This window comes from Algoriphagus sp., from assembly GCF_030694375.1.
Taxonomy (GTDB): Bacteria; Bacteroidota; Bacteroidia; order Cytophagales; family Cyclobacteriaceae; genus Algoriphagus.
In genome coordinates, this window is sequence record NZ_JAUXYL010000049.1 from 53,293 (window position 1) to 76,396 (window position 23,104).

Annotated in this window: 20 protein-coding genes; 15 read left to right on the forward strand and 5 right to left on the reverse strand. The window is 42.6% G+C overall.

The window, feature by feature from the left end; all coding sequences use genetic code 11:
• Window positions 1–6: 6 nt before the first annotated feature.
• On the forward strand, window positions 7–663 hold the full coding sequence (locus Q8M62_RS20405; RefSeq protein WP_304901822.1) for an ABC transporter ATP-binding protein: 657 nt from the start codon (window positions 7–9) through the stop codon (window positions 661–663).
• Here the strand turns inward: Q8M62_RS20405 and Q8M62_RS20410 are convergent.
• On the reverse strand, window positions 655–1,128 hold the full coding sequence (locus tag Q8M62_RS20410) for a peroxiredoxin (RefSeq protein ID WP_370690574.1): 474 nt from the start codon (window positions 1,126–1,128) through the stop codon (window positions 655–657). The genes Q8M62_RS20405 and Q8M62_RS20410 overlap by 9 nt on opposite strands.
• 132 nt (window positions 1,129–1,260) lie before the next feature.
• Here Q8M62_RS20410 and Q8M62_RS20415 point away from each other — a divergent pair, with 132 nt between their 5' ends.
• From Q8M62_RS20415 to Q8M62_RS20430, 4 genes are all read left to right on the forward strand, one after another.
• Window positions 1,261–2,064 (forward strand): DMT family transporter, encoded by an 804-nt coding sequence (locus tag Q8M62_RS20415; protein WP_304901910.1) that lies wholly within the window; start codon window positions 1,261–1,263, stop codon window positions 2,062–2,064.
• Window positions 2,065–2,305: 241 nt separating this feature from the next.
• Window positions 2,306–3,793, forward strand: a complete 1,488-nt coding sequence (locus tag Q8M62_RS20420; protein WP_304901823.1) for a nicotinate phosphoribosyltransferase — start codon at window positions 2,306–2,308, stop codon at window positions 3,791–3,793.
• Window positions 3,780–4,409, forward strand: a complete 630-nt coding sequence (gene pncA, locus Q8M62_RS20425) for a bifunctional nicotinamidase/pyrazinamidase (protein ID WP_304901824.1) — start codon at window positions 3,780–3,782, stop codon at window positions 4,407–4,409. Before Q8M62_RS20420 ends, pncA begins: the two co-directional genes overlap by 14 nt.
• A 3-nt stretch (window positions 4,410–4,412) precedes the next feature.
• Window positions 4,413–4,928, forward strand: a complete 516-nt coding sequence (locus Q8M62_RS20430; RefSeq protein WP_092728624.1) for a thioesterase family protein — start codon at window positions 4,413–4,415, stop codon at window positions 4,926–4,928.
• 356 nt (window positions 4,929–5,284) lie between these two features.
• On the opposite strand, the gene Q8M62_RS20435 is transcribed toward Q8M62_RS20430, so the two are convergent.
• The gene (locus tag Q8M62_RS20435) at window positions 5,285–5,602 is read right to left on the reverse strand and encodes an antibiotic biosynthesis monooxygenase (protein ID WP_304901825.1); all 318 of its coding nucleotides are present in this window, start codon (window positions 5,600–5,602) and stop codon (window positions 5,285–5,287) included.
• On the reverse strand, window positions 5,599–6,192 hold the full coding sequence (locus tag Q8M62_RS20440; protein WP_304901826.1) for a DJ-1/PfpI family protein: 594 nt from the start codon (window positions 6,190–6,192) through the stop codon (window positions 5,599–5,601). Before Q8M62_RS20440 ends, Q8M62_RS20435 begins: the two co-directional genes overlap by 4 nt.
• Before the next feature lie 966 nt (window positions 6,193–7,158).
• Between Q8M62_RS20440 and Q8M62_RS20445 the strand changes: the two genes are divergently transcribed.
• The 5 genes from Q8M62_RS20445 to Q8M62_RS20465 all read left to right on the forward strand — a co-directional run bounded on the left by Q8M62_RS20445 (window position 7,159) and on the right by Q8M62_RS20465 (window position 14,135).
• Window positions 7,159–7,527 (forward strand): hypothetical protein, encoded by a 369-nt coding sequence (locus Q8M62_RS20445; RefSeq protein ID WP_304901827.1) that lies wholly within the window; start codon window positions 7,159–7,161, stop codon window positions 7,525–7,527.
• Between the two features lie 86 nt (window positions 7,528–7,613).
• Window positions 7,614–10,112, forward strand: coding sequence for a YbcC family protein (locus Q8M62_RS20450; RefSeq protein ID WP_304901828.1), 2,499 nt, complete (start codon window positions 7,614–7,616; stop codon window positions 10,110–10,112).
• A gap of 26 nt (window positions 10,113–10,138) precedes the next feature.
• Entirely contained in the window at window positions 10,139–12,055 is a 1,917-nt protein-coding gene (locus tag Q8M62_RS20455; protein WP_304901829.1) for a proton-conducting transporter membrane subunit, read from the forward strand.
• Between the two features lie 42 nt (window positions 12,056–12,097).
• Window positions 12,098–13,693, forward strand: a complete 1,596-nt coding sequence (locus Q8M62_RS20460) for a SulP family inorganic anion transporter (RefSeq protein ID WP_304901830.1) — start codon at window positions 12,098–12,100, stop codon at window positions 13,691–13,693.
• Between the two features lie 187 nt (window positions 13,694–13,880).
• Window positions 13,881–14,135 carry a hypothetical protein gene (locus Q8M62_RS20465; RefSeq protein ID WP_304901831.1) on the forward strand — a complete coding sequence of 85 codons (255 nt, stop codon included), beginning with the start codon at window positions 13,881–13,883 and terminating at the stop codon, window positions 14,133–14,135.
• A 322-nt stretch (window positions 14,136–14,457) separates the two neighbouring features.
• On the opposite strand, the gene Q8M62_RS20470 is transcribed toward Q8M62_RS20465, so the two are convergent.
• Window positions 14,458–15,672: a serine hydrolase gene (locus Q8M62_RS20470; protein ID WP_304901832.1), complete on the reverse strand. Its 1,215-nt coding sequence runs from the start codon at window positions 15,670–15,672 to the stop codon at window positions 14,458–14,460.
• Between the two features lie 188 nt (window positions 15,673–15,860).
• Here Q8M62_RS20470 and Q8M62_RS20475 point away from each other — a divergent pair, with 188 nt between their 5' ends.
• Window positions 15,861–17,108, forward strand: coding sequence for an NAD(P)/FAD-dependent oxidoreductase (locus Q8M62_RS20475; RefSeq protein WP_304901833.1), 1,248 nt, complete (start codon window positions 15,861–15,863; stop codon window positions 17,106–17,108).
• Window positions 17,109–17,358: 250 nt separating this feature from the next.
• Window positions 17,359–17,763, forward strand: a complete 405-nt coding sequence (locus tag Q8M62_RS20480; protein ID WP_304901834.1) for a hypothetical protein — start codon at window positions 17,359–17,361, stop codon at window positions 17,761–17,763.
• A 222-nt stretch (window positions 17,764–17,985) separates the two neighbouring features.
• On the opposite strand, the gene Q8M62_RS20485 is transcribed toward Q8M62_RS20480, so the two are convergent.
• A complete protein-coding gene (locus tag Q8M62_RS20485; RefSeq protein ID WP_304901835.1) occupies window positions 17,986–18,909 on the reverse strand; it encodes a ThuA domain-containing protein in 924 nt (307 codons plus the stop codon).
• 81 nt (window positions 18,910–18,990) lie between these two features.
• Here Q8M62_RS20485 and Q8M62_RS20490 point away from each other — a divergent pair, with 81 nt between their 5' ends.
• The 3 genes from Q8M62_RS20490 to Q8M62_RS20500 all read left to right on the forward strand — a co-directional run bounded on the left by Q8M62_RS20490 (window position 18,991) and on the right by Q8M62_RS20500 (window position 23,078).
• Window positions 18,991–19,959 carry a PmoA family protein gene (locus Q8M62_RS20490; RefSeq protein WP_304901836.1) on the forward strand — a complete coding sequence of 323 codons (969 nt, stop codon included), beginning with the start codon at window positions 18,991–18,993 and terminating at the stop codon, window positions 19,957–19,959.
• A 163-nt stretch (window positions 19,960–20,122) separates the two neighbouring features.
• Complete coding sequence (locus Q8M62_RS20495; RefSeq protein ID WP_304901837.1) at window positions 20,123–21,493, forward strand: Gfo/Idh/MocA family protein; 1,371 nt, start codon at window positions 20,123–20,125, stop codon at window positions 21,491–21,493.
• A 211-nt stretch (window positions 21,494–21,704) separates the two neighbouring features.
• The gene (locus Q8M62_RS20500; protein WP_304901838.1) at window positions 21,705–23,078 is read left to right on the forward strand and encodes a putative oxidoreductase C-terminal domain-containing protein; all 1,374 of its coding nucleotides are present in this window, start codon (window positions 21,705–21,707) and stop codon (window positions 23,076–23,078) included.
• Window positions 23,079–23,104 lie beyond the last annotated feature (26 nt).

Consider the following 23,104-nt stretch of genomic DNA (forward strand, 5'->3'; position numbering starts at 1 on the left):
ATTACTATGCTGATTGCCAAAGGGATCCATAAATCCTACGGAAGCCTTCACGTATTGAAAGGCGTCGATCTTGAAATTTCTGCCTCGGAAATAGTTTCCATCGTAGGTTCTTCCGGTGCGGGGAAAAGCACCCTATTGCACATTCTTGGGACTTTGGACCAACCTGAAAAAGGAATGCTCACTATGAATGGAATGAACCTTCTGTCTCTAAAAGGCGACAATTTAGCCGATTTCAGAAACAGCCAAATTGGGTTTATTTTCCAGTTTCACAATCTTTTACCAGAATTCACTGCGCAAGAAAATATTCAAATTCCCGGATTTATTAAAGGAACCCAAGAGTCGGAATTACTGAAAAAATCCGGTGAACTTGCCGAAATCCTGGGAATCAGTCACCGGCTTGACCATAAACCATCCACACTTTCCGGAGGTGAACAGCAGCGTGTGGCTGTGGCAAGAGCATTGATAAATAACCCTTCGATAGTATTCGCGGACGAACCCAGTGGAAATCTGGATACCGCAAATGCCAAAGGACTTCATGAGCTTTTTTTCAAGCTTCGGGATGAATTGAGACAGGCTTTTGTCATCGTCACGCACAATGAAGACTTGGCCGGGATGGCAGATCGAAAAGTTGTGATGAAGGATGGATTAATCGTGTCAGATTAATTGCTTTTTCAATTTTTTGAGCATGCTTTCGATATGGCCTTTGGATTCAAACATATCGGAAAAGACTCCCGAAATCTTATGATCTTGATCCAATAAGTAAGTAATACGCTTTGGCATTTTGATTAAAGGAATCAAGGCGTCGTATGCTTTGCATACTTTTCCTGTTTCATCAGAAAGTAAATCAAAGGGAAGTCGATGGGCTTTCTTAAATTTTTCGTGGGTTGCTATATCATCCCGACTGATACCAAAAATCGGAATATCCAATGCTCTAAAAGCTTCAAATCGATCTCTGAATTCACATGCTTCTGCAGTGCAAACCCCTGTGAAATCCTTAGGATAAAAATAGAGGATCACAACTTTTCCTTCCAAGTCTTTGGAAAGAGTAATCTTTTTATTGGAAGTGGAAGGAAGTGTAAAATCAGGTGCTTTTTCGCCAAGATTCAGTGCCATAGTAATCGTTTGCATCTTAACTCCGTTCCAGCACGATTGGTTTAATCCAAAGATTCTTTTGTTGTCTTGAACTATTTTTTTTAGGATTAGCTTTGAAAAAAAAATTACACAAAAAAGATAGCGTTGAAAATTACCAGTGTACAGTCCATGCTTTTAGCAGGAATTTTCTTTGCAATGATGAATGTCTCAGTGAAGTTCATCCCTCACATCCCTGCAATTGAGATAGTCTGGTTTCGGTCTATTTTTAGTTTAATTTTCACATTTGCTGTACTCAGTAACAAAAGGATTTCGGTTTTTGGAAACAATAAAGGAAGTCTGATAATCCGTGGAATTGTCGGATCAATCAGTTTAATCCTTTTTTTCTATACGTTACAGCGGATTCCTTTGGCAAGTGCGGTGACGATGCAGTATTTGTCTCCAATTTTCACCACAATCTTGGGAGTTTTCATTCTCAAGGAAAAAGTTAGACCGATTCAATTTCTATATTTTGCCATGGCTTTTGCCGGAGTCTTGATTATCCAAGGTGTGGATCCGAGAATTGATCCCCTGAGTGCTGCGATGGGCATTGTTTCCGGACTTTCGGCTGGGCTTGCCTACAATATGATCCGTAAGCTCAAGACTTCTGAGCACCCCTTGGTTATCGTGTTTTATTTTCCCTTGGTCACCTTACCCATCGCCTCAATCATTATGTATTTCGATTGGGTAATGCCAGAGGGCTGGGACTGGGTTGTATTGCTGTGGATAGGGTTTTGTACACAAAGTGCCCAGTATTTTATGACTGTGGCTTATCAGACCGGAAATCTTGCACGAGTTTCAAGTATAAGCTACATGAGTGTGCTTTATGCCCTCATTTTCGGCTTTTTTCTGTTTGGTGAGACCTTTCCATTCGCTTCCTACATCGGAATGGCTTTGGTGTTGGTAGGGATTTTGTTGAATTTGAGAGTGAAATAGAATTTACCTAGAAGTGGAAAAACACTTTATTTTCATGGTACAAATTAGGAATCTAAAACCTTTTTTGATCTAGCAACCAATACTGAATTTTCTGACTGACAGCTCTCTGGAAATGATCATTTAGGACTATACTAAAATTGATTTTTTCTTAAAGTTTTTTTCCAAACCTTCGCCAAATTCCTGATTTCTTGCTCAGATAAGCAGATCACCTTACCTTTAGTTTCGTTATTATTTTCCCTTCATGAAAATCACCAAAGACCTTTATCAAAGTAACCTCGTGTTGCTGACTGACTTTTATCAACTTACGATGGCCTATGCCTATTGGAAGTCAGGAAAAGGAGAGCAGGAAGCAGTATTCAATCTTTTTTTTCGAAAACATCCTTTTCAGGGTGGTTTCACGCTGGCTGCTGGACTGGATTATGTTGTTGATTTTTGCAAAAATTTCAAATTCGAGAATGGAGATCTGGAATACTTGGCGGGGATGAAAAACAAGGATAAAAGTCCTGTGTTTGAGCCGGCCTTTCTGGAGTATCTGAAAAATCTAGCATTCACCTGTGACATCGATGCAGTCGAGGAGGGAACCGTGGTTTTTCCAAACGCTCCTTTGATTCGTGTAAGGGGTCCCTTAATCCAATGTCAGTTATTGGAAACACCACTTTTGAACATCATCAATTTCCAAACCCTGATTGCCACCAAAGCAGCCCGTATCAATATTGCTGCGCAAGGTGAGCCGGTTTTGGAATTTGGTTTAAGAAGAGCGCAGGGAATTGATGGCGCATTGGCGGCAAGCCGTGCAGCGTATATCGGTGGATGTACTTCCACCTCGAATGTGATGGCGGGAAAGCTGTTTGGTATTCCTGTCGCCGGTACACATGCACACAGTTGGATCATGTCTTTTGAGACGGAGTTGGAAGCTTTTGTGGCCTATGCAGATGCCTTTCCGGATCAGTGTGTATTCTTGGTGGATACCTATGACACACTGAATGGCGTTAAGAATGCGATCAAGGTCGGGGAGATTTTGCGCAGCAAAGGAAAAGAAATGGTCGGAATCCGAATCGACTCGGGTGACTTGGCTTATTTCAGTACCAAGGCAAGACAGCAACTGGATGAGGCTGGCTTTCCGGATGCCAAAATCATCGCCTCAAATGACCTGGATGAACATATTATTGCTTCGCTTAAATCTCAGGAAGCCGACATCAACGTATGGGGAGTAGGAACAAAATTGGTGACAGCCTATGATCAGCCTGCACTTGGTGCGGTTTATAAGCTTTCGGCAATCCGAATGGCTGACGGTACATGGGATCCAAAAGTAAAAGTGTCGCAGCAATTGCTCAAAATCAATATTCCTGGTGTTCACAATGTAAAGCGGTATTTCACCAAAGGAAAAGCCATTGCTGATATGATCTACTTGGAAGATCAAGATATTGATCCTAAAAGTGTTGTGATTATTGACCCCATCGATGCGACGCGGAGAAAGCGACTGATGCCGGTCTATTATCAAGAAGAGGTATTGCTGAAACCAATTTTTAAAAAAGGAAAAAAAGTCTACGATCTACCGACTTTAGATGCCATCCGAAATCGTGCTGCGGAGCAATTGGAGTCCTTGGACAAAACGCATAAACGCCTGGTCAATCCTCACTTATATCCGGTAGGATTGGAAGAAAATTTGCATCATTTGCGCATGGAATTGGTTTTGAAAGCTAAAAAATTTGACAATGGAATGGATTAATGACGATTCGGTACTGCTGATCGTAGATGTACAAAATGACTTCATTCCGGGTGGGGCTTTAGCTGTCAGCCAAGGAGACCAAGTGGTCCCACTGATCAATGACACGCAGAAAAAGTTCCGGCATGTCATCGCTACCCAGGATTTTCATCCGTCGGATCATGGTAGTTTTGCTGCAAATCATCCCGGAAGAAAACCTGGTGAATTCATCGAATTGGCCGGATTGACACAGATTCTCTGGCCGGCACATTGCGTACAGGGGAGCTCAGGAGCGGATTTTCACCCACAACTGAATCGGAGTCAATGGGTGGCTGTGTTCCAGAAAGGGAAAAACCCAGAAGTGGATTCTTATTCGGGTTTCTTTGACAATGCCAGAAGGGGAGATACGGGACTAGGGGATTTCCTAAAAAGTATTGGAATTAGGAGGGTCTTTGTTTGCGGTTTGGCATTGGATTACTGTGTAAAATTCACTGCCCTTGATTCTAAAAGCCTCGGTTTTGAGACGTTTTTAATTTCAGATGCCACCAGAGCGGTAAACCTTAGACCTGAGGACGGAAATTTAGCGATTGCCGAAATGGAGGCAGCGGGAATTACAGTTTTAACCAGCAATCAACTTTAAGCCATGTTTGACTACAATCCAGAGAAACATTATCCAACTGAAACTGAAAGTCGAGTGGTCATTCGATTTCAGGATTGTGACCCGCTTCGTCACCTCAACAACGCGAAGTATTTTGACTATTTCTTCAACGCTAGGGAAGATCAGGTTCCAAAGCTGTATGGTTTGGAGATCATCGATCTGATCAAAACATACAAGGCTGCTTGGGTTGTCTACAATCACAACATCAGCTATGTTAAACCTGCTATGGTGGGAGAGTGGGTGCGGATCATGAGTCGGATTCTTTGGCATAATCACAATACAATCGTGGTGGAATATTACATGACAGATGATTCCAAAACACAATTGAAAACAATACTTTGGTCAACTATGCGATATGTAACATTGGCAGAAGGTAAATCAACCGATCATACCGGAGCGGTGAAGGACTTTCTGAAAGCTACTTCGGATGACTTGGATGTCTCCCAAATGAATATCAAAGACCGGGTCAAAATGCTGGCTACTGAGCTTAAGAAGGAGTAGAATTCCTTATTACTATTGAAAGAAAAAGAAAAATAGTTCTAGGGTTGAGAATCGGGCTCTTTGATTCTAATTTTTTTTACCATAGGTTCTGAGCATGCAAGGGTTTTTTCCACAGAAGAGAATAGAGAAAAATGGAATTTGAATTCTTTCTTCCTTGAAAAATTTCCCGCAGACTGATGCAGAAAAAGCCGCTGATGAACGCAGATTTTTTGAAAAACTGAGGATTGAAATTGAACTCTTTTCGAACTCAATTAGAGCGAAAGCGACTGGATTAAACCTATTGAGGCTAGATTAAATTATCTCTTTTTTCCTTTGCGGTAAAAAAAAGCGAACTGTAGCAGGCATAACTGCCTAAATCAAATCCCAAATTCATAATCCCGCTCCACCAATGCAATGCGGGTCTTGTAGGCTGAATACCATTTTTCACGACCGAATTTTTGAGCTATTAAATGGTCTGTATTGGCTTTCCAGTTTTTTATAGAGTCTAGATTTGCCCAATAACTGACTGTAATTCCCAGCCCGTCACGGACACTTTCATGCCCAAGATACCCGGGCTGCAGTTCTGCTAGGCGAACCATTTCTGCCGCCATTTCTTCATAGCCTTCGCCGACTTCAGTTCTCAGATTGGAGAAGATTACGGCGTAATAAGGTGGATTTGGGGTTTTTGCGATCATTTTGAATCCAAATAAGGTTGATATTCCATATACTTGGCGGTTTTCAAAGCCAATTCTTCACCAAAAGTTTTCTCCAATAAGTACAAGGACAAGTCTATTCCGGCAGATATGCCGGCTGCTGTCCAAATCTTATCATTACTTTGGACGAACCTGAGCTCTGGTTTAGGTATTCCGTCAGGAACAATCTCTTTCATGCTTTCAAAAACCTCATGGTGGGTGCAGTAAGGTTTTCCCTTCAAAAAACCCGTCTTTGCCAAAATTCTGGAACCGGAACACACGCTCATTGTCCATCTGGAATTTTGGATTAGTGATTCAAGCTCAAACAATAAGTCGGAATCTTGTATCACTTTTTTGCTTCCATCTCCTCCCGGAAGTACTAAAAAATCCAAATTCAATAGTTCGGAAATCCCGAAATCAGGTTTAACCTGAAGTCCGTTTTTTGTTCGGATTAGCGAATCATCTGCTCCAAAAGTGAAAACCTTCAGGAGGGAATAATCTGACAGCTGTGAACCCACAGAAAAAACCTCAAATGGTCCTGCAAAATCCAAAACTTCGACTTCATAAAAAATAAAAATACCTAATCGCTTCATATTCGGTCAAAATGATGGATTAAAGTTAGTTTTTATTTTAATAGACTTGGAGTCAAATCAAGACAGGTAGATACTTTTTTAAGTAAAAAAATGAATTGGAAAATGGCTGTTGCTAAGGCCTGAATCTTTCAACTTAAAATAAAAAATCAACAATTGTTTTTCCATTCAGACCTCGATCAGGCCTGGAGTCTTGTTTTTGTTCTTTTCACGTGACTCTAAATTGCCACATTCTCTATTCATAACTTTTTTGCAACAGGCAAGACTAATTGAGGCAAGAGAGGTCAACTTCATTTTATTTACTAATTACTACACTTAGTAGGGAATCTTGGGTTTTGAAAAAAAAAGATTTCATCTTTCGCTAAATCAGATTAAAGTCAGTTTTGTCCTTCTTTGATACCAACCAAAACAGGTCATAATTATTGTTTTAACAGTTGATTTTAAAAGGGAAACTGAATCAGATTTTGTTGTAATCTTTCACTTTATATATTCAATCAATTTAAATTCTAGGAAGTTATACGCTAGTTAAAAAATTCAGTACAGTTTTCCTTTCTGTATCGAAGTCCAATAAATCAATTGGTAAAATATTTAAAAGGAATAGAGAAAAGTTGTTTCAATCACCCCTAGCCCCGGCCTAATCAGCCTGGGTTTTTTTCTTTCCGCCCTCATTTGAGAGCCCTCAGAGGATGCTTACTAAGTCTTTTTATCAGGAAAAACAATCGGATTTATCTGTCTTCTATTTTCAGCTTACCATCAAAAAATTTAATCTAAATCCTTTTTGATAATTGGCAGAGGATCAAAATTGTGATGGGATTGTAAGTGATTGGAATAGCTTAGGAATCGGAGTATGCATTGCACAATCGACTGATATTTAAATAATAACGTCTTTTTCTTGCGTAATCGTTAAAAATAGTAAAGATCTATTGCTTGATATTAAAAAAGTGTACCTTTCAATGTTTTTAGAAAAAAATGATTTCTCTTCTTAATCTTCTCCTTCTATCCTTACGCTTGACCTTGGCTGTCCAAAGTCAGGCAGTTGGGATTTTACTGAATGATTTTTCTGGAGACAGGATCACTACCTTAGATCTAAGTTCTGATCAAGAACTCCACGAGTTTTTAATTCCTGCTTTTGCAAATGAAAATGGCTTTATAGAAGCCGAGGAGGAGAAAACAGAAGATAAAAGTGAAAGTATAGCAGATATCTTGGCTTTGCTCTTTCAAGATTCTTTTGAGCGGGAGCCTCGATTGCTTTCAAATACTATTTTCGGGAATAAACCCATTCAGGGTGACCTGCATCTTTACGATATCTTCCAATCCTGGAAGACCCATTTGAGTTGATTTTTAGCCGATAGGCTTTGATTACTGTTGTCGCAGACTTTTGGTCTGTTGGACACTGCCTGATCTCCAACTCAATACTTAAATTCATGAATTCACATTTGAAGCATCATGCCTTTGGCTTGGGCGAAATTCTGCATGAGTTGCGGCATTTCCTTCCTGCACAGGCTCCACTCAAGGACTTTGTCCATCATAATACGCTACATGCTTTTCAGCACCTGCCTTTTCATCAAGGGTTAAAGCAAGCCAAAACACAATTGGGATACCAAGGCTATTTGCCCTTGGAAGCCTACCGTGATCTATTTCGATCCGGTAAAATCAAAGGTCAACTATTAAAAAATCTGCTTGAGGATCATTTTGGTTTAGCAGCGGCCAATGACTGGGCTGTCAAACTACTCGATCAAGATTATCAGGAGGTTTCTGACGCAAAGGTTGGTTTATTGAGGAACCACTGGAAATCTGATTATCATTTTAATCTGGATAAGGTCACACATCCTTTTCTCTTTAGAATCTTGGCAGCTTACCTTGATCAGGGGATTTCGATTTGGTCATTTCCGGTCGAAGCCAAGGGGTTTTTGGATGCGATCAAAGTCATCCAAACCCAAAGTTTTTCCTCGATTATTAAGAGTAAAAGAGCTTTGGATTTACTTTTTGATCCTCAATTAAATTTGGAGAAACTCCTTGATATTCTGGTTGGTGATCCTCAATCCTACGGTTGGTATTTATTTGATCAACAATTTGCGCATGCAGGGTGGTCGGGTATGGTGTCAGTTTTGGAGTCCCAACCTGAATCTCTTTTGGATTCCAAAAAAATATGCCTTGAGGATGTGATCAAATTTGAATGCCTGCTGGAGATCGATGCACTGGATCAAAAGTTTGGAGAAAATTGGATCCCAATCGGTCATAGATTTCCTTTTAAAACCAAGGATCTGTTTGAAAACAATCCTTTTAATGAATTAGACCTAGTTCTTCAATGTTGGCAAGAAGCCTACGAATGGAGCTATTATGATGAGGTTTTGGCAGGTATCTCGGCAGTTAGACCTCAGTCAAAAGCATCTGGAATACCCAGTTTTCAGGCTTTATTTTGCATTGATGACCGGGAATGCTCCACTCGACGACATTTGGAATACATCGATCCTGAATGTGCGACATATGGTACCCCCGGATTTTTCAATGTGGAATTCTACTTTCAGCCAGAGTTTGGGAAGTTTCATACCAAATCCTGCCCGGCTCCTGTCACCCCGAAGTTTCTGATTAAGGAAATAGCCAGCCATAAAATACTGGTTCGAGATCCACATTTCAACCAAAAAAGCCACTCACTGGTCCGTGGCTGGGTTAGTGCTCAGACTCTCGGATTTTTATCCGCAGTGAAATTGGTGGGTAATATCTTAAAACCTTCCAGTTCAGCACTTGAGGTGTCTTCCTTTAAACACATGGATCCTTCCGGTACCCTGTCGATTGAATACAAGGGGCAAATGGAAGAGGGGCTTCAGGTCGGCTTCAAGGTAGAGGAAATGACTGATCGAGTCGAAGGTCTTCTGCGGAGCATTGGACTTATCGATGGGTTTTCTCCTCTTGTTTATTTGATTGGGCATGGCGCATCCAGTATAAATAACACCCACTATGCCGGATATGACTGTGGTGCATGCTGTGGTCGTCCAGGATCTGTGAATGCCCGAGTGGCCGCAGCCATGGCAAATCATCCTATGGTCAGGGAGCAGCTCCTCACTAGAGGGATTGAAATCCCTGTTTCCACCCAGTTTTTAGGTGGATTGCACGATACCACCAAAGATGAAATCGCCTATTTTGATGAGTATTTACTTTCAGCATTCAATACTCAACTTCATCAAGGAAATAAGGGGAAGTTTGGTAAGGCCTTGGAATTTAATGCCTTGGAACGGTCAAGGAGATTCGATACGTTAAAACCCAACAAGTCGATTGGAAGATTGCATGAGGAGATTAAAAAACGTGCCTTTTCCCTTTTCGAACCCCGACCGGAGTACAATCACGCGACAAATGCGCTTTGTATCATCTCCCGAAAATCAACGATCAAAGGTCTGTTTTTTGATCGAAGAGCTTTTTTGAATTCATACGATTACCGAAAAGATCCCGAAGGAAAAGCCTTGACCAAAATTCTCGGTGCAGCAGCACCGGTGTGTGGGGGAATCAATCTGGAATATTATTTCTCCCGAATGGATCCGGATAAGCTTGGGGCTGGCACCAAACTACCCCACAATGTTATGGGATTGATCGGCGTAGCCAATGGTGCTGACGGTGATTTGAGAACAGGATTGCCATACCAAATGGTCGAAATTCATGACCCGATTCGCTTGTTGATGATTGTTGAGCAAGACCCCGAGGTAGTGATGAAGGTGCTTCAGGCTAATCCCACAACCTATGAATGGGTAAAGAATTATTGGATCCATTTAGTAGTCATCGATCCATTTACAGGCACATTTCTGCGGTATAGAGATGAGGGATTTGAGCCCTACCAGCCCGAGTCCAAAATCGAGCACCTTGATCACTTGCAGGACAAGCTGTTGAGTAGCAAAGAAAATCTTCCCGTTTACCTTATTGACTCACTTTGATGGTACTTCAAAATTGGATTCAGTTAATGATTGGGATACCTCTCGTTGGCTTTTTGGTGAGCCTTATGGTGCCGGAGTATAAGGAAAAACTGCTCTCCAGAGTAGCCTTTTTCACGGCAGGGTTTAACTTGATGAGTGTCCTGGTTTTCTTGGTGTTCTGGAGTATTCAGGGATTTCAGGCGCTTAATCTCAAGGAATTTGTCCTATATCGAAACGACCACTTTGAGTTTTTGGTAGACTTTTTCTTTGACCGGTTCGGCGCCGTGTATGTGGTTATAGGCGCATTGTTAACCTTTTTGATCACTTTCTACAGTCGCTATTACCTTCATAGGGAAAGTGGCTACAAACGGTTTTTCAACACTGTTTTGTTCTTTTACCTAGGTTTCAATATCACTGTTTTGGCAGGAAATTTCGAAACCTTATTCATAGGTTGGGAGATCTTGGGTTTATCTTCTTTCCTGTTGATTGCCTTTTATCGGGAGAATTACCTACCGACAAAAAATGCAATCAAAGTTTTTTCTATTTATCGGATCGGAGACGTCGGGTTGATTTTGGCGATGTGGGCCAGTCATCATCTTTGGCATGAAAACATCACCTTTCTTAAGCTAAATAATTCCGAATTAGTATCGGAACATTTGGCAGGTCACTCAGGAATCGGTTTGTTCATTGCATTGATGTTGCTTTTGGCCGCTGCTGCCAAATCTGCCCAATTTCCATTTTCCTCTTGGTTGCCTCGAGCAATGGAGGGCCCGACTCCTTCTTCGGCGATTTTCTATGGATCGCTGTCTGTTCACTTGGGTGTATTTCTTCTGCTCAGGACATTTCCTTTTTGGGAAAATCAACTTATTGTGCGAGTTCTGATCGGATTAATTGGCCTTATGACGGCAGTCTTTTCCACAATGATCGCCCGTGTTCAGACTTCTGTCAAAACCCAAATAGGTTATGCTTCTCTGACTCAAATCGGAATCATGTTTATTGAGGTTGCCGCTGGCTTGGAAGTGCTCGTATTGATCCATTTTGCCGGAAATGCTTTCTTAAGAACCTACCAGCTTTTGGTTTCTCCCTCAATAGTCAGCTACTTGATTCGAGAGCAGTTTTATGGCTTCGTGCCAAGGCAATTCCATAATAAAACCGGCATTTGGAATAAACTTCAGATCTCATTTTATATCTGGAGTCTAAAAGAATGGAATCTTGATCGACTGATCAATCGGCTTATTTTCAATCCATTGAAGAGACTAGGTCATAGACTTGACTTCTTAAGCTATCGAACTGTCCTGTTTTATTTTGTGCCAAGCTATTTGATCGGAATGGGACTGTTGCTTATTGGATATAAAATCCCTCAGGAGGTGCACAGACTGCTACCGCCGCTCTTTGCATTTATAGCCCTGCTGATGGTTCTCAAGTCATTTTCCGAACGAAAATCCGCAAGGTTGAGCTGGACATTGTTGATAATGAACCATTTCTGGATGGTCTTGGCAATTGCAGAAAATGAAAAATTCTCCGCTGAAGAAATTGCCATGTACCTCAGTGGTGTTCTTGTTTTTGGGTTTTCAGGTCTTCTGATTATTTCACGGATGAAAAATTCCCTCGGGCAGAAGGGATTATTTGAATACCAAGGCTATGTGAGTCGGCACCCGATGTTGGCTTTTGGTTTTTTGATCAGCTCACTTGGACTGATGGGATTTCCACTTTCGCCCACGTTTATAGGTGAGGATTTGCTCTTCAGCCATATCCATCAAGATCAATACCTTTTGGCATTTCTTGCAGCGCTGGCCTTTGTCATGGAAGGTATAGCTTCTGTGAGAATCTTTGCGCGCTTGTTTCTTGGAGCAAAACTAGCCGGTAACAAAAAGGAACCGGCAAAGCCTGGAATTTTATCTTTTTGGAAGTTTAGTTCTATCAAAAAACTTGCGAATAAAACGCAAATAAAAACTTCATTCTAATCATTCATTCAAGAGGAATTTCCTCATAAAATATCATATTAAATGAAGAGCGAAACAAAACTTCAACTACCAAGTGACGGCTGGAAAGGTCTGGTTGAAAACTTCGGAGCAGATGCCAGTGCAGGATTTGTAGTATTTCTTTTGGCAATGCCCTTAAGTTTGGGCATCGCCAAAGCTTCTGATTTTCCTCCGATAATGGGCTTGGTGACTGCCATAATTGGGGGCATACTGGTCAGTTTGATTTCAGGTTCACGATTGACTATCAAAGGTCCTGCGGCAGGGTTGATCGTGGTAGTGGCCGGATCTGTTGCAGAATTCGGCGGCGGAGATACAGGTTGGAAACTAGCCCTCGGAGCCATGGTGGTGGCTGGCCTGGTTCAAATTCTATTCGGTGTATTTAAACTCGGAAAATTGGCCGATATATTCCCCCTTTCCGCCATACACGGGATGCTAGCGGCGATTGGAATTATCATCATTGTAAAGCAAATCCCTGTTTTATTGGACGTCAATCCAGAACTTTATAAGGGGATGAGTATTGTGGGGATGATCAAATCGATTCCGACCTTCTTTGCAAATTTTGACCCGAGAGCCACGATGATCGGCGTGTACAGCTTGGCCATCATGCTGGGATGGCCCTATTTGAAGGATTTTAAATTAGGAAAAATCCCTGCTCCATTAATGGTGTTAATCGTTGCCATTCCCTCAGAATTGGCGATGGATTTTGCACACACCGAACCACCCTATGCCTTGCTTCATATCGGGAATCTGGTGGAAAACGTAAAGTACAATGCGGACTTTTCGGGGATTGCCCAAACGGGTACGTTTATTAAGTATGTCATTATGTTTGCCTTGGTCGGAACTATAGAATCGCTGCTGACTGTAAAAGCAATTGATCTCTCCGATCCTTTCAAGCGGAAATCAAACAACGACAAAGATTTGATTGCAGTAGGTTTGGGAAATACAGTGAGCGCACTATTGGGTGGCTTGCCGATGATCTCGGAAGTGGCCCGTAGCTCCGCCAATGTGACTAATGGGGCAAAAACCCGATGGGCTAACTTCTTCCATGGATTTTTTATCCTTGTTTTCGTATTGGTTGCTACTCCTGTGATTGAGTTGATTCCCAACGCTGCCTTGGCGGCAATGTTGATTACTGTAGGTATTAAGCTGGCCCATCCGAAGGAATTTGTCAACACCTTTAAAATCGGAAAAGAGCAATTGGCAATATTTTTAGTGACCATAGTCTTCACCATTTTCGAAGATTTATTAATTGGAATTGGAGCTGGAATCGCCTTGAAAATGTTCCTTCACCTCATTAATGGTACGCCTATCAATTCTTTCTTCAAGGCCCCAACGGTGGTTTCTTTTAATAAGAATGAATACCTGGTGGAAATCGATAAGGCAGCCATTTTCTCAAATTTTCTGGGAATCAAACGAAAACTGGAAGAAATTCCTGCCGGATTCAATGTGACTATCGATCTGAAAAACACCAAACTTGTCGACCACTCGGTGATGGAAAACCTGCATCATTTCCAGCACGAGTATGAAGAAAATGGGGGACAAGTCAGGATCATTGGCCTGGAAAACCACAAGCCGGTATCGGATCATAAGTTGGCATCGAGAAAACTGATCCAAACCTGATTTCAAGGGAAATCGCTGCGATAATCAAGGATCTAACAATCGATCAGTGGTGTGAAAACTGCTAATCAAGCTTTGACAGTCGTGGCTACTTTTCCTGCCGCAAAATCACCACCGAATAAATCTGACTTCAAGGCACTTTTTAAATAGTGCCTTTTGGTCCTATTTTCCAAATAAATAAAAATCTATCATGAGAAAAATAGGTCTAATCCTTCTCCTGGCAGCACTGATTTTTATGGCATTTATTCTTTCAGCCACTGCCCAGACCGAAAAAGAAGTCAAACTATTCCTGAATGAGGAAAAAACCCATTGGGTAAAAGGAACCGTTCTCGGACAAATCTGGGTTCGCTATACAGATTTGAATCCCGGTTCTACTGTGTTTGGGACAGCCAAGGATCAGGTCTTCGATGTCGGTCCAAAGCCGATCCTTTCCATCTGCGTGTAGAATAAGTGCTTGACTCGGCGGCGGTTTGTAACTTCGCCCTAATATCTTTTGGAATTTGTAATTCCATATCTAGAATGTTCAACCCTTTCAGGGTTGTTCAATCCATACTGATATTCTTTTGACCCCTAGGTTGCTCCTAGGGCTATTGAGAGGTTCGACCAGGCACTACGTGGTCAATATTCCTACCTATCTAAAGCCTCACATTGCCTACCCCTAAGAAGGGGTCAAACTTCTCAATAACCGCGGGTGAAACCCGTGGAAAATAGAATAACGTGACCAAACCCCCGACCCCGGAGGGTGTCGAACTTTTTTAAGTCCCTGCTTACCTCTTCAGACTTTCCAAAACCAACCTCACCAATTCCGCTTTATCCCCATTTGGAATCCATCTCGCCACGATCACCAAGTCATTCTCCTGATCGACATAGATCATGTTGGTGCCGGCACCGATATGGAGGAATGCCGTTTTTGGTGCTGCAGGAACTTCTTTCAAGTCATTGTTCAGAAAGTAATTCATAAATCCATACCCGGGTTGGGCAGGGGTAGGTGTGCGGGACTTCTCAATCCAAGAGGCTTGGATCAATTGCTTTCCGTTCCAGTTGCCGTTTCTCAAAGTCAAATAACCAAACCTTGCCTGATCCCAAGCAGACAGCATCATACCGCCTCCCCAGTGTGAACCGCCGCTGACGGACTGCATGATTTGTCCGTCAATGATGACGAAGGAGTTTTCATAGCCTGTCCATCTCCAGGTATCTGATGCGCCGATCGGATCCATGATGCGCTCTTTGAGTATCACAGGAAGTGGCTTTCTCCAAATATTCATCAAGGCCAAAGCCAGAACATTCACTCTCGTGTCATTGTATTCATAGGCCGAACCCGGTGTGTTTCTAGCGCGAGTCCTCCACTGATTGGCTTCCCCACTTGGTCGATCTGCCCAGTCTGGCTTGCCCCAAAGGCTACCTTCCCAATCTGAAGTTTGCCGAAGTAAGTCATCCCATCGGATTTTGCGGTTGTGCTCGGTGCCAAAAAGCTCAAAAACATCATCCTCATAGAGATGATCAGCCTTTTTCATCATGGACCGAACCGGGTCAAAGGGATAGATCGGTGCCATGTATGGGTACACCAAGTCTTTTTCATCTTTGATTAACCCATCTGCCACTGCCAAACCTGCGGTGGTGGAAAGGATGCTTTTCGCAACGCTGAATGTTAAATCCACTCGCTCCGGTTCACCCCATTGCCCGACCACATAGCCTTTGTAAATAATTAAGCCCGAAGCTGGGCCTCGGGTTTTCATCGGGCCGATGGGATATCCTACAGGTTCGCGCCCAAAGGCACTTTCGTAGTGAGCGATTTTCAGGTTTTTGTTTTGGTCACTTTCGTGGGTTTTGGCAAAATCAATGGCGGCTGTGATTTTGGCTTCATTGAGGCCAAGGTCTGCCGGCCTCTTGCTTTCCCAATTATTTTTTCCCGGAAAATAAGTTTGAGCAAAAAGCGATGTCGAACACAAAAAGAAAACCAGAAGTAAAGAGAAATTTTTCATGGTAGGGGATTTGTTGCGATTTTAAAGAAATTCTAATAGTGGTTTAAACCGCCTGTAAAACTTTCCAAAAGGAGTTCAGGATAAAAACTCTTTTCCAGCCTAGCGGTTCATTAACTTAATGAAGCAAACTGTTTGTTTTATTTTGTCAGGCATCCGAGCCTTTTTATTTTAGCCCAATTGGGAAAATTATGGAAAAAGAAAAAATATACATCATCGGTGCAGGTTTGTCCGGTTTGATAGCAGCTCTGGAACTTGAAAAATCCGGTTTTTCACCTATTATACTGGAATCATCTGATCGGATCGGGGGCCGTATGAAAACCGATGAAGTAGACGGTTTTTTACTTGACCATGGTTTTCAGGTATTGAATACGGCGTATCCCGAAGCAAAAAAATACCTGGATTTTCAGGCCTTGAATCTGAAGACTTTTGATCCAGGAGCAGTAATTTTTGAGGGGAAAGATTCCTACATCATCACCGATCCGATGCGAAATCCCCTAAAAATAGTTGGAATGGCTTTTTCGAAAGTGGGGACTTTTCTCGATAAAGTGAAAATGTTCACTTTGACACAGGAACTGAAAAAGAAAAGCAATGAGGCTATTTTCAAAGAACCCTCGCTTCCTACGCATCAATATTTAAAGGACTATGGGTTTTCGGATCAGATCATCAACAATTTTTTTAAACCCTTTTTCCGTGGCATATTTCTCGAAAAGCACCTGAATACCCCCTCAAGGATGTTTGAGTTTATTTTTAAGATGTTTGCCTTAGGACAGGCTGCAGTCCCTGAAAAAGGGATGGGAGAAATTCCAGCCATGATTCGTCGTCAATTGAGTACCACTCAGCTTTACTTTAATTCGCCTGTGGAAAAGGTAGAAGGAAAAACCATTCATTTGAGGAATGGGGAAACCTTGGAAGCTGATCGGATCATCATTGCGGTACAACCTGACAAGGTGATGAAGCAGCTTCAAGGGCAATTTGCACCTGCACACCAGGTGACCAACCTCTACTTTTCATTACATAAATCCTTCTTTGCCCGTCCGATGATCGGACTGCTTCCCGGAGATCAGCTGGTGAATAATATTGTCTTCATGGATGATGTTTCCAAAGCCTATTCAACTAATGGCAAAGCTTTGCTATCTGTTTCTGTTTTGGAGTCAGATATGGGTGAAAAGGATCTGATTAAGGCGGTGCAGGCAGAACTGGAAGCGATTTCGGGAATTAAAGGGGAGTATTTCAAATTTGTAAAAGCTTATACAATACCCTACGCCTTGCCAAGTCTGGAGGACTTGAGGTATTCTATTCCGATGACTGAGTGCAAGATCACTGATCATGTTTACCTGGCGGGAGATTATTTGCTGAATGGCTCGATCAATGCAGCGATGACATCAGGAAGAACGGCTGCTGAGGCAGTGGTGCATAGCTATATGCCTACGTATTGATTTTTAACCGCGGAGGACGCGGAGGTTAATTAAGAGATCGCAAAGGGATTGATCTCAAAATCTCCCGCAGATTTCCGCAGAATAGGTCGCAGATTACCGCGGATTTATAATGCCAAAGGCATATCTTGTAAAAGCCCGGTATGAAATGCCGGGTTAGTAGGGAAAAATCCAGTTTCGAGTGCTGAAGGCACGGCCTGTTTATTTTTTTTCCATTAAGTAGCAAAGGGCATTGGTTTTCCGTTTTCAAACTATGCTAACCACAGATCTTCTCCATAGAACCCTTCATTTTGCTTTCATCCTATCTGCGATTCTCATTTCGGGATGTCAGTCTGATATGGAACCTATTGATTGTTATGAGATTGGAGTTATCGGTGGGGAACAATGTACGCTTGGAACATTAGTATCTATTAAGAACTTGAAAAATGTAGGAGAAACTATCCAGTATTATGATGGGATAACTTACAAAAATGTTGTTCGGATTTATTCAGAAGTAAGCATTCCCAGAGCTTCAAAAGGATTCATCCAATTCAGGGAATTTGATCGGGAAAAGGATAGGGAATTGAGAGATTCCTACGCAGCAATATGTCTGGCAATTTTGGCACCTTATCCAGTTCCAACTATTGTCGCAACCTTTTGGAGTGAGGAGCCTTGTTGATTGCTAAGACCCCTTTTTGCCACTAAGACCCAAAGGCAATAAATTTTTTTAAATTCTAGGCTCACAGATGACTCAGATAGGCACAGATGGTAATAAAAAAGCAGAAGTTTAAAACAAGCTTCTGCTCTTTTTCATGAATTAATAAGTTCTAAATGCCGAGAGTCAGGATGAGACAAACCCTTTGTGCCCTCTCATTCTACCTCCGTGGTCTCCGTGGTTAAATTATTTCTTGATTGGAGTTTCATCACATTCCACATCACCGACCACATACTGCATGCCATCGAGGTAGAACTGCAGCAAATCCGGGTTTTCGAAGCTTTGGGCATTGTGAGAAGGGGAGATGTACATCACTTTTCCTTTGCCTTCGGCCCGAATCCAGGCCACATACGTTTTTCCTTCTGTCAGCTCCTGACCCTTGCGCTGACTTTTGATTTCTGCATTGTTGAAATAGAGTAAAGGCTTGAAATCCAGTTCTGCATAGGCATTCTTGTAGAAATAAGGTTCGTCGATATGGTTGAATCCCTCGGATGGAAATGCCTGGACAAGTGGATGATTGGGATCTTCCAGTCTGACTTGGAATGCCTGCTGCACAGGATGGTAATCGAAACTCGCCCCCAATAATCGGCTGAAGTCCCATGAATTATTTTGAGTAGTCACTCCGCCGTGAAGGACCATCAGACCTCCACCTTTTTCGACATAGCTCAATAAATTACCCTCTAATTCTTGCGCTTTTTTCATTAAAGTCACGGAGTCTTTAGAGGTATCTTCTTTGAGTTTGTCCCAAAAAAGATTTCGATGGTCAGGTTTAGAGCAGGTGTTGTTTAAGATGACTGCATCGTATTTTTTTAGATTTTTGGCCTCAAATTCTGCGATGTCCTTGCTTCCAATTACAGTAAATGCCCCACTTGTTTCCCCGATGATTTTGATCATCTCTTCGGTATGGGGAATCACCCAATGGTTGAATCCGGTATGAAGGGAGAAGACTAATATGTTTTTCTTTTTGGCGGGAAAGGTGGCTTTTTCAGGAGCTAAAGCTTTGATTTTGGCCTTCCAAGCCTGATCAAGCGTGACTTCGGGTAGGCTTTGCCCGCAGGCAAAATTCAGCGAAAAGATGGAAACGATTGCGTAGAAAATAATCCGCTTCATGGGTTATTGGGTTCAATGAGTTGATGCTTTACTGTAGTTTTTGATAACTTGAAATTCGAACCCCAATAACCTGAATTTTCCATGTGTTTCAAAAGAATATTCCTTCCGATCCTTGTATTTCTGACTTTTTCTACGGGATCGTTTTCGCAAAAAGTAAACCTAAAGGAGACTCCGTTCGGCATCGATTTTTTAATTGATAATCAACGGGTTTTAACCTATCAAACTGCCACCACCGATGTACCGGAGGGCGTGAAGGCGGACTTCAAAAAGTCAGGCTTTATTCATCCTATCACTTCGCCAAGTGGTCAGGTGCTCAGTAGGATCCAGCCTCCGGATCATTATCATCATTACGGAATTTGGGGTCCTTGGACTCGAGCTACAATAAGTGGTAGAGAAGTGGATTTTTGGAATTTGGGAGATGGAAAAGGCAGAGTGGATTTTGCCAAAGTGCTCTCCAAAAAAGTAGCCGGAGGAGCTGCCGAACTCAATGTCCGTCAGAATCATCTGGATCTCAAAGCTCCTGAAAGTGAGCGATTGGCAATTGAAGAAGACCTGAGGATTAAAGTCAAACCTGCTGACAAAGGTCGATACATGGTCGATTACACCACGACGATTTTCACCAAGATTCCGGGAGGAATTCTGCTGGATGATTACAGATATGGTGGTGGAATTGGCTTTCGCGCCACGGAGCTTTGGGGTGATGCCAACAGCTCAATCCTGACTTCGGAAGGTAAGGATCGAAAGGATGCAGATGGATCCAATGCCAAATGGATTATCGTCAAAGGAAAAACCGCAGATGCCTCCGGCCAAAGCGGAATACTTTTCTTAAGTCATAATACCAACAAATCGCATCCCGAACCACTTCGCGTTTGGCCACTTGGACAATACAAGGGAGAAGGAAATGTGTTCATAGAGTTTTGTCCGATTCGTCATGAGTCCTGGGAGATTCAGCCCAATGAGCGAAATACCCTGAAATACCGAATGATTGTCTTTGACGGAGACTTGACGGCTGAGGAGGCAGAAGCCTATTGGAGAGCCTTTATAAAATGAGATAGACGATAGACGATAGACGATAGTCCATAGTCCATAGACCATAGACCATAGTCCACAGTTTTCAGAATCACGAACTAAGAATCTTAAACAAATTATTGTTGCCTGAGAATTTGGAGAATTTTAATTTCAGTCAACATTCAAACCCATTAAATCCCGAATTATGAAAAGAAGAAATTTTATAAAGAAATCAGCACTGGCCACAGCGGCTTTTGGATTCCCCACGATTGTGCCTGCATCTGTTTTTGGAAAGAATGCACCAAGCAACAAGATCAACATTGGTCAGATTGGCTGTGGCAGAATAGCCCGTGAGCATGATCTCCCGGGTACTTGGAGGCACGACGTGGCTAGAATCGTGGCTGTTTCAGATGTGGACAGCAAACGGATGGCTGATGGAAAAAAGCTGGTGGAAGACTACTACACCAAAAAACTCGGTGAGAAATACATGGATGTGAAGCAGTATGGGGACTACCGCGAGATGCTGCTGAATAAGGACATCGATGCAGTGATCATTTCCACTCCTGATCATTGGCACTCCCAGCCTGCCATGGAAGCTGCTTTGGCTGGAAAACATATTTACGTTCAAAAGCCAACTTCCCTGACCATCAAAGAAGGCCGTCAATTGGTTAACGTGGTCAATAAAACCGGCGTAGTTCTTCAACTTGGTACACAGCAGCGTTCCAGTGAACAGTTTCGAATTGCAGCCGAATTGGTAAGAAATGGGCGAATCGGAAAGTTACACACCGTTCGAATTGGATTGCCCGGAGATCCTGCAGGACCTGCTGGACCTGCCATGCCGATTCCTTCCAACCTGAATTTTGACATGTGGTTGGGTTCAACACCTTTAGTTCCATATACTGAAATCGGAGTGCACCCACAAAATGACTACAGCCGTCCGGGATGGTTGAGACATGAAAATTACGGAGCAGGAATGATCACCGGCTGGGGACAGCATCACTTTGACTCTGCGGCTTGGGGTATGGATACCGAACTTACCGGCCCAAGATACATTGAGGCTGTGGCCGAATTTCCAAGAGCCGGGCTTTGGAATGTACACGGGGACTTCATGGTCAAAGCAGAATATGACAATGGAGTCATGATGTTCACTTCCGGAGGATATCCAAACGGGATTCGATATGAAGGTTCCGAAGGTTGGATTTGGGTATCCAGAGGAAATTATGTGGCCTCTGCCTCGGATCCTGTAGCTCAGGGAAACAGTGCCAAAGCATTGGATGCTTCAGATCCCAAAATTCTGAAATCCGTCATCGGAGAAAATGAAATCCGACTAATCCGAAGTAATGAACATCATGGCAATTGGCTTGAGGCAATTCAGGGAAATGCCAAATTGCTCTCTCCTGTTGAAATCGGACACAGATCGTGCTCAGTCTGTCTAGTAAGTCACGTCGCAATGAAATTAGGAAGAAAGTTGGCTTGGGATCCCGTAAAAGAAGAATTTATCAACGATGCGGAAGCTAATTCTCATTTGAGTCGACCTCAGCGCGCCCCTTGGGGAACAGACTTTGTGAAGGTTTAGTTTGATCGTTTTCGGGTTTCCGACGACCGATGCTGGAGTATAAATTAGTAAGTAGTGAACAGTAAGAGGTAAGTTGTATCGTCCACAAAAGCGAAGCTTTTAAACTCCGTGCTCTTAAAAGGCTCGCTGGAGACTTTCAGCTATGAAGTACCGACGAAGTCAATACCTAAAAAACATATTTCTCCGTGAACTCTGTGGTAAAAAAAACAAAATGAAATCATCAAAAGTAATAAATGGGGCCGTTTTGGCCCTTTTTCTCGTTTCCTGTTCCAATTCAGAAATGAAAACCGAAACTCCTGAATCAGACTCAAAAGTGAGAATCATGACGCTTGATCCCGGACATTTTCATGCGGGATTGATTCACAAGTCAATGTACCCGGTGGTGGATTCCACAATTTATATTTTCGCTCCCGAGGGCCCGGAATTGAAAGATCATCTCAATCGAATCGCGAGCTACAACAATCGGGAAGAGAGCCCAACGGCATGGAATCTTGAGGTGTACAATGGGCCGGATTACCTGAAAAAGATGATTTCCCAGAAGCCGGGGAATGTTATGATGGTGGCCGGAAAAAATGATCTAAAGATCGATTACATCCTCGCGGCAGTGGAAAATGGAATTCACGTCTATGCGGATAAACCTTTGGTGATTAATCCTGAGGGCTTTCAAAAGCTCAAAAAAGCATTTCAGATTGCAGCAGAGAAAGAGTTGTTGCTCTACGACATCATGACGGAGCGATTTGAAATCACCACGCTACTTCAGCGTGAGCTTTCCATGATTTCAGATGTTTTTGGGGAATTGGAAAACGGAACACCTGAAAACCCCGCAATCACCAAAGAGTCCATTCACCATTTCTTCAAGTACGTATCAGGAGTGCCTTTGATCCGTCCGGATTGGTTTTTTGATGTGGAAAAGGAGGGAGACGGGATAGTGGATGTCACTACGCATTTGGTGGATTTGATTCAATGGGAAGCTTTTCCGGAAGTGACTTTGGATACGGCGGATGTTCAGATGCTTTCTGCAAAAAGATGGGCAACGAAGATGACCTTGGAGGAATTTCAAAAAGTGACAGGTAAGACTGCATTTCCTGATTTTCTCCAGAAAGCCGTCAAAAGCAATAATTTGGAGGTCTTTTCCAATGGAGAAATGAACTACATGCTAAAAGGCAAACATGCCAAAGTGAGCGTGATATGGAATTTCCAGGCGCCTGAAGGAAGTGCGGATACGCACTACAGCATGATGCGGGGAACCAAAGCCAACTTGATTATCCGTCAGGGAAAAGAAGAAAACTATCGGCCTGCCTTGTATGTAAAGCTAATCGGATCGGATTTGGCTACTTTGGAAAAAGCGGTAAAAGAGACGCTTCAAGCCAACTATCCCGGAATTGATTTATTGAAAATGCCTTCCGGTGAATATCAAGTGATCGTCCCTGATTCCTACCACAATGGGCATGAAGCCCATTTTGCCCAAGTGACAGCGCGGTTTTTGGAATATTATAAAAGTGGAAAAATGCCCACTTGGGAGGTTCCTAATATGATCACAAAATATTACACTACGATTCTGGCAAGAGAGTTTGCGCTGAAATAAGCCAAAATATTAAACAGAGTAGGGCC

Bases quoted from the DNA above. Each gene is read 5' to 3' on its own strand.
- Q8M62_RS20475 (WP_304901833.1), top strand. From the start codon at position 15,861: ATGGAAAAAGAAAAAATATACATCATCGGTGCAGGTTTGTCCGGTTTG.
- Q8M62_RS20430 (WP_092728624.1), top strand. From the start codon at position 4,413: ATGTTTGACTACAATCCAGAGAAACATTATCCAACTGAAACTGAAAGT.
- Q8M62_RS20480 (WP_304901834.1), top strand. From the start codon at position 17,359: ATGCTAACCACAGATCTTCTCCATAGAACCCTTCATTTTGCTTTCATC.
- Q8M62_RS20470 (WP_304901832.1), bottom strand. From the start codon at position 15,672: ATGAAAAATTTCTCTTTACTTCTGGTTTTCTTTTTGTGTTCGACATCG.
- Q8M62_RS20445 (WP_304901827.1), top strand. From the start codon at position 7,159: ATGATTTCTCTTCTTAATCTTCTCCTTCTATCCTTACGCTTGACCTTG.
- Q8M62_RS20455 (WP_304901829.1), top strand. From the start codon at position 10,139: ATGATTGGGATACCTCTCGTTGGCTTTTTGGTGAGCCTTATGGTGCCG.
- Q8M62_RS20465 (WP_304901831.1), top strand. From the start codon at position 13,881: ATGAGAAAAATAGGTCTAATCCTTCTCCTGGCAGCACTGATTTTTATG.
- Q8M62_RS20435 (WP_304901825.1), bottom strand. From the start codon at position 5,602: ATGATCGCAAAAACCCCAAATCCACCTTATTACGCCGTAATCTTCTCC.
- Q8M62_RS20440 (WP_304901826.1), bottom strand. From the start codon at position 6,192: ATGAAGCGATTAGGTATTTTTATTTTTTATGAAGTCGAAGTTTTGGAT.
- Q8M62_RS20495 (WP_304901837.1), top strand. From the start codon at position 20,123: ATGAAAAGAAGAAATTTTATAAAGAAATCAGCACTGGCCACAGCGGCT.
- Q8M62_RS20410 (WP_370690574.1), bottom strand. From the start codon at position 1,128: ATGCAAACGATTACTATGGCACTGAATCTTGGCGAAAAAGCACCTGAT.
- Q8M62_RS20415 (WP_304901910.1), top strand. From the start codon at position 1,261: ATGCTTTTAGCAGGAATTTTCTTTGCAATGATGAATGTCTCAGTGAAG.
- Q8M62_RS20450 (WP_304901828.1), top strand. From the start codon at position 7,614: ATGAATTCACATTTGAAGCATCATGCCTTTGGCTTGGGCGAAATTCTG.
- Q8M62_RS20500 (WP_304901838.1), top strand. From the start codon at position 21,705: ATGAAATCATCAAAAGTAATAAATGGGGCCGTTTTGGCCCTTTTTCTC.
- Q8M62_RS20420 (WP_304901823.1), top strand. From the start codon at position 2,306: ATGAAAATCACCAAAGACCTTTATCAAAGTAACCTCGTGTTGCTGACT.
- pncA (WP_304901824.1), top strand. From the start codon at position 3,780: ATGGAATGGATTAATGACGATTCGGTACTGCTGATCGTAGATGTACAA.
- Q8M62_RS20485 (WP_304901835.1), bottom strand. From the start codon at position 18,909: ATGAAGCGGATTATTTTCTACGCAATCGTTTCCATCTTTTCGCTGAAT.
- Q8M62_RS20405 (WP_304901822.1), top strand. From the start codon at position 7: ATGCTGATTGCCAAAGGGATCCATAAATCCTACGGAAGCCTTCACGTA.
- Q8M62_RS20490 (WP_304901836.1), top strand. From the start codon at position 18,991: ATGTGTTTCAAAAGAATATTCCTTCCGATCCTTGTATTTCTGACTTTT.
- Q8M62_RS20460 (WP_304901830.1), top strand. From the start codon at position 12,098: ATGAAGAGCGAAACAAAACTTCAACTACCAAGTGACGGCTGGAAAGGT.